The following is a 12,131-nucleotide window of genomic DNA, read 5'->3' on the forward strand; positions in this document are numbered from 1 at the left end:
CAAACTAAATTGTCACTTCTTCTTTTGTCCGCTGTAACAGGCTTGTCTTTTCTGTTAGATCTGAACTCGTACAGAACTTTGAAACACTGTCTTTCGGACATTCAAACTCACTTAACAACCGTGATAGCCATAATGGAACACTGTGCGTCACTTTCACTTCCATAATGACCAAACCTGGATCAACAAAATGTTTCCCCTCTGGTCCATTCTCTACACGCAAATCATCTTCTCGACACATTAGATTATAATCGAATGTGACTCTTAAGTCATCCTCATAAAGTCCATGAAATGCTTGACGATCATAACTAACAATCACGCGTGGTTTAAGATCATACAGAGATTTGAATGCGTCTACTTCTTTTAATGTTTGGGGATTCGTTAAATTATACTGATCCATATGACTTGTGTTGCCTGTATCTAAATAATGGTAGGCATCACGCAAAGTAATCATCGTTCGTCGTTTATTCACGACATTGTTATACTTTTGCTTGATCTCTAAGAAAGAAGCACCATCAAGTGTCGCATCATCATATACACGCAAACGTAATTTCTGCCTGAAACGCAGCTTGTTACGCGTTTCATAATAAATTTTCTTATCATCAGAGTCGAAGTATAAGCTTACGATATTATAACTGCCATTTTTTCCAAATTTATCGTAGCGCATTTTTTCTAATAAATAGGGAACAATTTGTAGGTAGACATGATATGGTATTAGATATTTAACTTCATATCGGCTAAATACTTCTAGTGCCATTACTCAACCACTCCCTTATCTTTAAAAAAATCGTAATAAAATCTTTACAAAAACTTAACGTAATAAGTAGTATAACATTTGCTGTTTTAAATTGTCATTAGTAACATGCTTTTTTCTAATCGTCCTACTTAGTATCTCTAAAAACACATTTCACCTTCATTAAAATTACATATTTGCTTACAGTAAATAATGGTTTTCATTTTAAAGAAACAAACTTTGCTATTTAGGATCATTTCTGAAAACTAAAAGACTATCAAGTGAATTCTAGATTCATAACGAAATTTTCTACATATTTAATCATATTATCTAAGGATTCAGTCTTCCAGAACGCTTAATCCAGGAATATTGATTATCAGAATTAAGAGCGAAAAGAGATAAATCGATATGGATCTACCTCTTCTTATTTGGTTATTGAGCAGCTCGTATTTGTTCAAAGTCAATTTGTTCGTTATGGTTATTTAACCGGATAATAACTGATTCATCGATGACACGATATTCATCTAGTACTTCGACTAAATAGCGGAATCGCGTTTGAAAACGATGAACATCAAACGTTTCTTTTTCAATCTGAGCAGTCATATCAATTCGTTCGATTTCAACGGTTTCCATAACAGCATTTAGATCTACCCCTTGAAGATCCGTTAAATTCATTTGTTCCAAATGCTGACGTACAAGCGGCTTGTATTTTTCATCAGAACCCCGAAAGGAAACTTCGTAAGCTGAAATACTAACTTCTTCGGATTCATCCACAGCCACTTCTTCGACTTCTACATCCTCTTCTAACAAATCAACTTCTTCTTCACCCTCTGTATAGACCATCTCTACATCCTTCATCAGAAATTCATTTTGAAATGGTTTAAATACGTTTAAGAGAGACGCTGGTTCTTCCAAAACTAAATCTTGTAACTGTTCACGAGGATTTGCTTCCCAGTCCGCCCCATCACGATCAGGCTTCGTTAACCACTCGTCGTCATCTACATATAAGAAAAAAAGGAGTGGATCTTTTAAATTTAACAATGTCATCTCGATCGTTCCATACATTTCTAATGGTGAAAATTGCACATCGACATCCATCGACGTTCTAAATGATTCTTGTTGAGCTCGTAACGTTTGTGTTCTTGATAAGGAAGCCGTTTCTAATTGTTCCATCTGTACAAGTCCATTATCATACACTTCTTTAGGCGACAATTCTTCGCCACAACCAGCTAAAACAAGCATAAGCGAAACAATCGCTACCGCTAATATCTTTCTATCCATTTCTATCTCTCCTACTATACACCGCGACACGTATGCTTTGGTTTGATCAATCACCTTTCTATTTTACATAACGAACTCCACCTAAAACAAGCTCTCATTAAAAAAAGAGGATCGGTCAACATTTTACAAAAATTCACACTTACATTTCGACAAAAATACACACTGTTACTTAACTGTAACATAAAAAACTAGCAAATTATGATAGACTATCAGAGTACATACCCGAAACTTGTTGAATTAAAACATATTTTCTTAAAAAATTGTAGGAGTGATCTTCTTGTATAGGAAAATTTTGTCGTCTTTCCTGGTATTCACATTGATTTTAGCCTTTTTCTCAAGCTATCAGGCAAGTGCGTCAACCGCAAATAAAGTCTTGTCAGTAGCGAAGTCCCAAATTGGAACTCCTTATGTTTGGGGAGGAACAACTCCAAGTGGGTTTGATTGTTCTGGATTTATGCGTTATGTCTATAATCAAGTTGGAATTAGTCTTCCACGTACAACTGCAGAACAATACCGTGTAGGTCAATCTGTTTCAAAATCTAACTTACAACCTGGTGATCTTGTCTTTTTTGAAACGTATCAACCAGGAGCTTCCCATTCTGGTGTATACGTAGGAAACAATCAATTTGTACATGCTTCTTCGTCCAATGGCGTGAGTACATCTTCCATTAATGATCCTTATTACTGGGGCCCGCGTTATCTTGGTGCTAAACGAGTGCTTGAGAATCAACAAGCGCCTACACCAAAACCGGAGTCAAAACCAGAACCGAAACCATTACCAGCAGGACAATACCATGACGTTTCTTCTAACTCTAGCTCACATGCTTTGATTAAAACTTTAGGAGAAGCTGGGATTATTAATGGCTATAGTGATTATACATTCAGACCTGATAATTCCATTACAAGAGCGCAAGTCGCTCAATTGCTTGCACGTGCATTAAATTTAAAGCCTACCAATTACTCTGGTAAATTTAATGATATAAATAAAAACACAAGTGGCTATGAAGAAATTCAAGCCGTCGTTGATGCGGGTCTATTTAAAGGTGATGCAGATGGAAACTTCCGTCCAGGAGATCCTTTTACAAGAGCTCACATTGCCGTTGTATTTGATCGAGCTTTTGATTTACCTGATGCTGTATCAGCAGCCAATTTTTCTGATATAAATTCATCTCTTGGTGCGTATGATTCCATTCAACGTCTAGCAGCAAGTGGAATTACAACTGGTCATAGTGATAATACGTATAGACCAAATAACGCAACGACAAGACTTCAACTAGCCATCTTCTTGTATCGTGCACTATATGAATAAGACGTATTTAAAGAATGATAGGTTTCAAAAGCCTATCATTCTTTTTATTTAGTATTTTTAACACTTCAAATTTCTTGTAAATTTAGTTATGATAGTAAACGTGCTAGATCACTCTATTGAAAGTGGTGAGTAAATGAAGGTAAAACATTCTCTTATTCTATTCTTAAGTTTCTTCCTATTATTAGGGATGGATCATAACGAAAATCAAGACGAATTTATCATAACATTTGACGAGGAAGTCGATGTCTCTCTCTTAGAAGAGTTAGGCTATGAAATAATTGAACAATTTGAGCTCTTTCCTGGTGTTGTCGTTCGGGCTCCGGAAACTGAGCAGGACCAATTATCTGCTCAATCTACAAGCGATTTTACGGTTGAGCCTAATATTCAAATGATATCCGTTGCATCTTATGGAAAAAATTGGGGAATTGACCATCTAACGATTCCAAAATCGTGGGAGTCGGGTTATTCAGGCAAAGGTGTGAAAGTTGCCGTCATTGATAGTGGCATCGCAACCAATCATAGTGCTCTTACTGTGGCTGGTGGTATTTCCATGCTAGACTATACGTCATCGTACAATGATGATTTTGGTCATGGTACTCATGCAGCTGGGATTATCGCATCAAGTTCGAAAGATGCTCCAGGTGTCGCTCAAGGAATTGAATTATATGCAGTCAAAACGCTTGATAAAAACGGGACTGGTCCATTAGATAAGACCATTCACGGGATTGAATGGGCCGTCAAACAAGGGGTAGACATTATTAACCTAAGTTTGGGATCTGATAGTCCTTCACCGGCCTTAAAAGCTGCTGTTGATCAAGCTCATGAACGTGGTGTGTTAATTGTTGGTGCAGCAGGGAACAAAAAGAACAACTATGATCGTCCAATGGATGTTCAGTATCCTGCACGCTATGGAAGTGTCATTGCTGTTTCAGCCATTGATCAAAATAATAACCTTGCTAGATTCTCAGCTTCTGGTCCTGCGATTGAATTAACGGCCCCAGGTGTACAAATCTACAGTACGTATCTTAACAACGGATTTCGCAATGATAGTGGGACGTCCATGTCAACTCCTTTTGTTACAGGCGTGCTCGCTCTTTATAAGGAGGCATTTCCAAGTGCTTCCAATCTCGAAATAAGAAGAATGGCTCAAACGAGTGCACTTGATTTAGGATCGAAGGGACGTGACCACTTGTATGGCTTTGGACTTGTTCAACCGCCAATTAAGCAGTCAACCGGGGAGAGTCCCGTCCATTCATTTATAGATGTGAATCCAAAGGCAGCTTTTGCTGAACATATTAACTACTTATTCTCCAGAGGCATTATTACTGGCTATGAAAACAATCAGTATTTTAAACCAGGTGACCAGGTCCGTCGTGGACAAGCTGTCGCAATGATTGGACGATCGTTAAATTGGAATTCGACACAAACTGATACCGATTATTCGGACGTGACTTCAGACTACTTTGCTTCTGGTTATATTGTCAGAGCAACAGATAGACTTATTCTTAGCGGCTTCTCTGATGGAACATTTCGTCCAAATACGCCGATCACAAGAGGACAAATGGCTAAGATTATCGGAAATGCCTATAATTTAGATTCTGAATTTGAAGAAGTCTTTCCTGATGTACACAAAGACACGACCGGATCAGAAGCGATTTCTCTCTTAGTGGAATTAGGAGTTGTCGGAGGATTTTCCGATGGAACGTTTGGACCTGGGAAACCGTTAACTAGAACTCAATTTGCTGCCATTATGGCACGATTATTGAATGAGGATCTACGGCTATAAACTGTAAAACGACAGGTGCCTGGCACCTGTCGTTCGTTTTATTTGTTCTTCTTTCTGATTTTTTCTAGCAATTCCTTCGCTTGTGCTTTCGCATTTTTTGTTTGTTCTTCTAACTTTGTAAACCGAGCAACTTCACCTTCATCACTAATCACTGCTTCAATGATATCGCCTTCGTTCACTCTCGGAAGTTGCTTGCTTTGTACATGCTTTATGATCGATTCGTCTTCTCTCAAGAGAAGACGGGCAATCCCGTCTTCCACACCATCAACAGTATAAATTGGCAAGTTACCGCCCTCCTAAATTGTAATCTCCTGACGCATATTTTCAAATGTCACATCTCCAATACCTTGAATGCTTTTCAGTTGCTCGATACTCGTAAAAGAGCCATTACTATTTCGGTAATCAATAATTCGGTCTGCAATTACAGGTCCAACCCCTGTTATTAATTGAAGTGTTTCCTTATCCGCTGTGTTAATATTGACCGGATACCCAGGTCCTTGGTCTGGTGCGGGCTCAACCTGCTCTGGTTCGGTTGGATCTGGTGCCGGTTCTACTGGTGGAATAATGCTTTGATGGCCTTCAGACACGGAAAAATTAGATCCATCTGATGTTACAATAATTGGTTCCCCAATGGTCTCATGTATGCCACTAACACCACTATTCACTAATCGATGTAACGCTTCTGTATGAGGATGTCCATAAGAATTGCCTACACCGTAACTAATAATTGCTTCTTTTGCTTTAACCCCATTTAAGAAAAAGTCATTAGAGCTCGTTCGTGACCCGTGATGACCAACGCGAAGTACATCTGCTACAACCGTAAAGTTCTCTACGATCCGGCGCTCCGCTTCCACTTCCCCATCTCCGGTAATCACATAAGCAAAATCACCATATCGCAAATGCAAGGATACGGAAGCATTATTTAAACTATCCCCAGCTTGTCCACTGTTTATAACACGTATAGTTAGCGCTGGATCTATTTCTATGTGCTCTCCAGTTTCAGCTTCATGAAAAGGAACATCGTTTTGATCGATGTACGAAAGATACTGCATATAGGTCTGTGAGTCATGAAGAGCACCACTATCCACAACCTGGCCTATTTCAAATTCCTCCATTACCTCTACAGCTCCACCAATGTGATCAGCATGTGGATGGGTAATAACCAATCGATCAATCGTATCAATTCCCGCTTTTTTTAAATAATCGACAACAGCTTGACCAGCTGTTCTCGTTCCTGCGTCAACTAACATCGTTTTGCCACTCGGAGTCGTAACAAGCGTTGAATCGCCTTGCCCTACATTTAAGTGATGAATCGTCAATTCTCCGTCATGTTCAGGTTCAGCCGGTTTAAAAGATTCATCAATTGTTCGAGCTAGAAATACGGAAAAATGAGCTCGTGTCGTTGGTTGGCTTGCCCGAAATGTATTATCGCTTGAAAACCCTGTTGTAATATTATTAGCCGCTAATGCTTGGATTTCATCATAAAAGGGATGATTGCTCAAAATATCACGAAAATCCCGATCCCATGTTCCTTCTAACTGAAAGGCACGCTTCAAAATAGCTGCCATCTGCCCACGTGTTAATGGGTCTCCTGGCATAAAGTGCCCATCACGACCTGTAATAATGCCTTCATCTGCCACGGCAGCTACAACGTCATATGCATGAAAATTTTCTGAAATATCTTCAAAATCTGGTGCCGGACGTCCCTCCAATTCTAATCCAAGAGCACCTACAAGCATTCTTGCAGCTTGTGTCCTTGTGACACTAATCCCTGGTTTAAATGATCCGTCACTAAAACCATTAATTATGTTTTGTTGATTCAAATACAGAATTTCTTCCCGTGCCCAGTGATTTGGACTTACATCAGAAAATTCGACTGCTTGCGTAGTCAGCTGTTGTTGAGGCGCTTGTTCTTGTTGACTCTCCACCTCATCCTTTGCTCCTTGAAAGCCACAGGATGATAAAATAAGAATGAAACTACTGATTAAACAACATACCCTTTTCAAATGATCCCTCCTACTCTTCACATGTTAATACTATTGTGTGAATTAGAGGGTATTTCATTCTTTTAAGCGTTAAATCCAATCATCGGAATAAAAGGCAAAAATATATTTATTTAAACAACTCGTTCTCTTTAATTAAAGAACTATTAAGAGACTCAAAATGCAAGAATTTTTTCCAAATTATATAAAAAATAAATCTACCAATTTTACCATTTCAAGATTATAATATTCTAGAATTTATTAAATTACCTCAGGAGGAATGTTATGTGAAAGGGTTGTTCTGGTCGTTATTGTTTGGGTTAAGTCTTGTATTATTACCTTCATTTAGTTACGCGTCTCCATCTGAAACGAATCTCAAAAATTACCTAGAAGAAATGGGAAGTGGTTGGACTCAATCAGATTTAGAGGAGTACCTTGATTTTTATGACCTCGTCCTTGAAGATTTCGAAGATATGGAAGAACTTAGAGATTTCTTAGGTCCAATTTTGACAGCTGAAAATTTATTCGATTTGCTTGAAAGTTATGACCTAACCTTGGAAGAAGCAACGAAACTTCTGATTGAAAACGGAGAATTAGAAGAAGGACAAACGATTTTGGATGTTTATATGTTTTTTGATGATCTTGATTTCGATCTTTTTTACTACAATCTAACTCCGATTACAGATGAAAATTTACAACAATTATTAGACATGTACGATTTAACGATAGAGGAGCTTCACGCGTTATTAGAAGAACATGGTGATTCTCTTGAATATTATGAGCATATTGAAGATCTTGAATGGTCGATTGAGTATTATCTTTATTATGATGAAGATATTGATTTTTCCGATGTAGATGACCTCTTTACTGAACTTGGCTTAACATCCGCAGAATTAGAGCGACTCTTTGATCACTTTCTTACGTTAAACTTCGAAGACGAAGCGTTTTTGGATAAGTTAGACGAGCTGTCATGGCGTATGATGGCGTTTGAAGACTTTGATGAAGCATCTGAAGTAACACCAGAGCAAATTGCTGAATTACTAGATATCTTTTCTCAGCTTCTCGATTTATTTGAGATGGATGTGAAATTCTATCTTGTCAAAGGTGATGAGAAAAAACCAATCACACTCTCCACCCTCATGACGATGACAAGTTCTGATGGCTATGACCTGCTCATTGAACTTTACAATAAGCAAGGCGAATTCTTAGCTGACCTACTTTTAAAAGCGGATATGTTTGGCTCTGATATTATTACCGAGACGGGAAAAGACATTAAGAAAGCTGAAGAAGTCATTGTTGAAAAAAAGACGACGAAAAAGCCAGTAGCATCAAAACCAGTAGCATCAAAACCAGTGACAAAAACACAAAAAGGCGCAAAGCTTCCAAAAACGGCTACTACTTATGTAGCAAACAGTGCAGCTGGACTAGCCGTAGCACTAGCAGGCTTTATCATCTACCGTCGATTTAAAGTAAAAGATGCGTAAGAAGCGCGGTGAAAAAAGAAGAACAAAGCACTACATTGTTCTTTCCTTATGTTGCGTGATGATTGTAGGCGGCCTTTTGTTTTCAAGTACGAACACGTTTAAATTTCTAAAAGGGTATTTGTTGTTTAAATCGGGTCAGAGTGCAACGGAAGTCGTTGTACCAGCTGATATTCCTTTAGAAGTCGACGATCCAATAATCGACGAAAAAGCAGAAGCACAATCTTCAGTAGCTTACCCACTCCAACCTCAAATTGGTGATTTAATGGGCGAACTTTACATCCCAAAGTTGGATGCAACGTTGCCGATCTATCACGGAACAAATGAAGATGAGTTGGAAAAGGGAGTCGGTCACTTTGCCGGAAGTGTCCTGCCTGGTGAGAATGATAATGCGGTTTTATCAGGACATCGCGATACCGTGTTTCGGAAATTAGGCGAAGTCGGCGAAAATGATGAGCTTATCGTGACAACCGCAGCTGGTGAATTTACGTATAAGGTCAAACGAGTTCGCATTGTTGACGAAGATGATCGCACGGTTATCGTTCCTAAACCGAAAGCAACGTTAACGGTTTCGACTTGTTATCCGTTTAACTTTGTTGGCGCGGCACCAGAGCGTTATGTTCTCGTTGCGGAGTTAAAGGGGCAGGATCGAAAAAAGGATTTATAAATGATTGATGTTATAAAGCGGGGTCTTTAAAAGATTGCCCGCTCAAACTCGAGGTCACTGAAAAAGGTTGCTCTTTACCTTTTTCAGTGACCTTTAAGCAATGAGCGTAGCCATTGCCGCTTCCTCGATGGACTTTTTAAGTTGCTTCAGAAATCGACCTTTGTCAGTGCCCTCTTCAAATTGGTGTCTTATTCACGCTCTCGCTCAAAGTACTGCCTTACTACCTCTTGTATCACCCTATCAAAATTAACAGACTCCCGTCTCTGCTCACCAGCCATAAAGTCTTGTCCACATCCTACCGTTGTTACTTCAAACCCTGAATAATACAAATCCGTTATCCCTTCGCCACTTTCTGGGTACTCGGAATAACCACCAGTTGGAAACAAATAAATACACTGGCGATCAATTTCAGTTCGGGTCCCAGTTTCATCGACATAATAGTATCGATCCGTTACAGAACCATACCTCATATCTTGCGTTGACGTCACGAAATAACCATGGTCATTAATCTTATGTACAAAATAATCATTTTCAACCTTAACAGGTCGTGTACCCGGAACATTATAAAAAACGAACACATCTCCTTCATATCCTTCAGGAATAAGATACACACCGTTTGTCTCATCGGTTCTAGTCATCATATAAATGGCTACACTGACAATCCCGCCAGCTACAACAACAGCTACAATCACTTTTATCAACCGAGACGCACTTGTGGCTTTGTCCATCATTATATAAACAACTAAAACAATGACAGCGAAAATAAGAATGGTTGGTGTAATGTAATACAACGCCCAAAAAAGAATCTCTGTAAATGAAAAAGAATACACTCCTGGTTCAGTTTTTGAACTTCGTATCGAACCGACTGTGGCAACGATGAGGGCTATAACTACCGACAGTGTTAAAGATCCAAGTAGAACTTTTATGAGTTTCATCGTTTCTTAACTTCCTCTCCTATATTGGAATATTAATAGATGATAGTGTTGCATATGCATTTTTCATTTACACATTCACATAGAAAAAAGTGGCTACAGGAGCCACTTTCGTAAACTGTTCGTTCATTAATTCTCTATCATCAATCATACCTATTGCTTCGTCAAAAGTCTATGAATCAATTTGCCCCAGCCGATAATTGACATCCACAATGGAACACTCAAAACCGTGCCCCAAAACATACCCACTAACACGTTGCCATCTCTCTCCATATCCTATTCCTCCTTTTTTATGGATTCTAGGCAAATGGACTGCTGTTTATACGCTATAGTATGTCTTGATTTCAGACTTGATGAACACTTTCAGAAAAAGAGTTGTCGTTTCTTTAATAATGCTTCATTTACATTTTATAGAATTTTAAACCAAATCTTGTGTATAATTCCTCCCTTTTGCAGCACACTACAAAAAAACGAAAGGAGCAAACCAATGAACACGTTATTTAGTAAGACTTGTAAGATTGTAGGCTTGTTTGACACAAAAGGCTACCTCTTTGAGAAAAGTCTGAAATGGATCACCTTTATCCAGAATAACAATTCGTTTTCGTCTTCTTGTCATTGGGTAGGTGCTGTCGTTTATTTAATCTAAGAAAGACGGCAGAGCTGTCTTTTTGAAGCAATGAGCGAATCGCTGCCTTATTTAAAGTTGAACGATAAGTGGGTTTCTTATCGTTCAACGCGCAGCGTATGGAGCCATTGCCATCCTAGAATGAGCTTTCATGCTTTTCTAGAAGCCACCCTAATCTATTAATAGAAAAAAAGTTCCTCCAGTAGGTTCAATACTAGAGGAACTTTCATTCGACATTATTCGGGAGGTGCCAGGCACTAAAAAATAGTCGAAATTACTTCTGCGAGTGTCATCTCACTTTCGACATCAAATGTCCCTGGACGTAGTTCATTAGCTAAACCGCGCTTTTCGACTTCATTATAAAACTCGATTGCACTATCAATAATATGAGCGCGCACAAGTGCTTCTCCGACATCGATGCTTGTCATTCCTGGAGATACAGTTAGCATCGTGCGGTAGATAATGATTTCTTCTCCCTCTTTTTCTTCTTTCACTTCTTTAGGCTCTTCTACTTCTTGAGCGGCTGCTTCTGCCTCTTCTATTGCTGCAAGTTGCATTTGCCACTCATCTTCTGTTTGGATGACATAACCTTCAGATGCTAGCATCGTTTTCATCTCTTCAACAGACAACTTTTCTTCGGCTTGTGTACTAGCTGTTTCAGTAGGGCCTAAAAAATAGACACCCCCACATACAGTGGCTGCTGCGATTAGTCCAATTGCAAAGCTACGGATCGAGTTAGCTTTCATTGGCAACTCGTCTCCTTTCACCCTTTTTCTCCATGTAAGGAGCAAGCAACAGTTTTACCTCATTCTCAGTTAGCTGTGTTTCTGCCGAAATTCCCTCGAATGAGTAACCACGTTTATGCAAATCGAGCACTTCACGCAACAAAAGTCTTTGCTTCGCTGAACCCGCTTTTTTTCCGTCTTCTGTTGATTGAACTTCCGCATCCAGTTCAAAGTTGCGCATTTGCTGTTGTAGTTCCTGCACTTCTTTCATAATGGAAATTGAAAACTCTTCCATTTCACGTTGCCCTGCTTTTGATTCTTGTCTAGTTTTATAAAACGACAAAATGAGCAACATCACTGCTGCACCAAACAAAATGGCTAACGCCCATTCCATCATATTGTGATCCTCCCTCGCTCGAATCTAGTTTTCTTGCAACTATTATTATAGCATTGATCGCAGCGAAAATCCGTTGAAAAATGTGTAAATACTACAAAAGTCGGGGGTGCTGGTACCTCCCGACAATTTAACGTTTTTCCGAAAGAAGTCTCCCTCTTCAAGCGTGTGAAGGGCAAAGCCCAACGGTAAGGGGGAGATGAATTTCGGTTGGGCGAT

At 39.1% G+C, this 12,131-nt stretch carries 11 protein-coding genes; 4 read left to right on the forward strand and 7 right to left on the reverse strand.

What is annotated here, in order from left to right; genetic code table 11:
* Positions 1–4: 4 nt before the first annotated feature.
* Both SLH51_RS17075 and SLH51_RS17080 read right to left on the reverse strand, forming a co-directional pair.
* A complete protein-coding gene (locus tag SLH51_RS17075; protein WP_335962620.1) occupies positions 5–754 on the reverse strand; it encodes a polyphosphate polymerase domain-containing protein in 750 nt (249 codons plus the stop codon).
* Between the two features lie 408 nt (positions 755–1,162).
* On the reverse strand, positions 1,163–2,011 hold the full coding sequence (locus tag SLH51_RS17080) for a DUF6612 family protein (protein WP_335962621.1): 849 nt from the start codon (positions 2,009–2,011) through the stop codon (positions 1,163–1,165).
* A gap of 277 nt (positions 2,012–2,288) precedes the next feature.
* Here SLH51_RS17080 and SLH51_RS17085 point away from each other — a divergent pair, with 277 nt between their 5' ends.
* A complete protein-coding gene (locus tag SLH51_RS17085) occupies positions 2,289–3,320 on the forward strand; it encodes a C40 family peptidase (RefSeq protein WP_335962622.1) in 1,032 nt (343 codons plus the stop codon).
* Positions 3,321–3,453: 133 nt separating this feature from the next.
* On the forward strand, positions 3,454–5,106 hold the full coding sequence (locus SLH51_RS17090; protein WP_335962624.1) for a S8 family peptidase: 1,653 nt from the start codon (positions 3,454–3,456) through the stop codon (positions 5,104–5,106).
* A 38-nt stretch (positions 5,107–5,144) separates the two neighbouring features.
* Here SLH51_RS17090 and SLH51_RS17095 read toward each other — a convergent pair whose 3' ends face one another.
* A complete protein-coding gene (locus tag SLH51_RS17095) occupies positions 5,145–5,390 on the reverse strand; it encodes a DUF3006 family protein (RefSeq protein WP_335962625.1) in 246 nt (81 codons plus the stop codon).
* A 12-nt stretch (positions 5,391–5,402) separates the two neighbouring features.
* Complete coding sequence (locus tag SLH51_RS17100; protein WP_335962626.1) at positions 5,403–7,112, reverse strand: S-layer homology domain-containing protein; 1,710 nt, start codon at positions 7,110–7,112, stop codon at positions 5,403–5,405.
* A gap of 263 nt (positions 7,113–7,375) precedes the next feature.
* Between SLH51_RS17100 and SLH51_RS17105 the strand changes: the two genes are divergently transcribed.
* Complete coding sequence (locus SLH51_RS17105) at positions 7,376–8,572, forward strand: processed acidic surface protein (protein ID WP_335962627.1); 1,197 nt, start codon at positions 7,376–7,378, stop codon at positions 8,570–8,572.
* A complete protein-coding gene (locus SLH51_RS17110; RefSeq protein ID WP_335962628.1) occupies positions 8,565–9,236 on the forward strand; it encodes a class D sortase in 672 nt (223 codons plus the stop codon). Before SLH51_RS17105 ends, SLH51_RS17110 begins: the two co-directional genes overlap by 8 nt.
* Before the next feature lie 188 nt (positions 9,237–9,424).
* Here the strand turns inward: SLH51_RS17110 and SLH51_RS17115 are convergent, their stop codons facing one another.
* The 3 genes from SLH51_RS17115 to SLH51_RS17125 all read right to left on the reverse strand — a co-directional run bounded on the left by SLH51_RS17115 (position 9,425) and on the right by SLH51_RS17125 (position 11,915).
* Positions 9,425–10,171: a DUF6843 domain-containing protein gene (locus tag SLH51_RS17115; RefSeq protein ID WP_335962630.1), complete on the reverse strand. Its 747-nt coding sequence runs from the start codon at positions 10,169–10,171 to the stop codon at positions 9,425–9,427.
* Between the two features lie 879 nt (positions 10,172–11,050).
* Positions 11,051–11,560, reverse strand: a complete 510-nt coding sequence (locus tag SLH51_RS17120) for a hypothetical protein (RefSeq protein WP_335962631.1) — start codon at positions 11,558–11,560, stop codon at positions 11,051–11,053.
* Positions 11,529–11,915 (reverse strand): hypothetical protein, encoded by a 387-nt coding sequence (locus tag SLH51_RS17125; protein ID WP_335962632.1) that lies wholly within the window; start codon positions 11,913–11,915, stop codon positions 11,529–11,531. The genes SLH51_RS17120 and SLH51_RS17125 overlap by 32 nt, the downstream gene beginning before the upstream one ends.
* Positions 11,916–12,131 lie beyond the last annotated feature (216 nt).

This window comes from Halalkalibacter kiskunsagensis (genome assembly GCF_037027555.1).
Classification (GTDB): Bacteria; Bacillota; Bacilli; order Bacillales; family Bacillaceae_D; genus Halalkalibacter; species Halalkalibacter kiskunsagensis.

Excerpts from the sequence above, each read along its gene's own strand:
- SLH51_RS17080 (WP_335962621.1), bottom strand. The coding sequence starts at position 2,011 with ATGGATAGAAAGATATTAGCGGTAGCGATTGTTTCGCTTATGCTTGTT.
- SLH51_RS17090 (WP_335962624.1), top strand. The coding sequence starts at position 3,454 with ATGAAGGTAAAACATTCTCTTATTCTATTCTTAAGTTTCTTCCTATTA.
- SLH51_RS17115 (WP_335962630.1), bottom strand. The coding sequence starts at position 10,171 with ATGAAACTCATAAAAGTTCTACTTGGATCTTTAACACTGTCGGTAGTT.
- SLH51_RS17125 (WP_335962632.1), bottom strand. The coding sequence starts at position 11,915 with ATGATGGAATGGGCGTTAGCCATTTTGTTTGGTGCAGCAGTGATGTTG.
- SLH51_RS17110 (WP_335962628.1), top strand. The coding sequence starts at position 8,565 with ATGCGTAAGAAGCGCGGTGAAAAAAGAAGAACAAAGCACTACATTGTT.
- SLH51_RS17075 (WP_335962620.1), bottom strand. The coding sequence starts at position 754 with ATGGCACTAGAAGTATTTAGCCGATATGAAGTTAAATATCTAATACCA.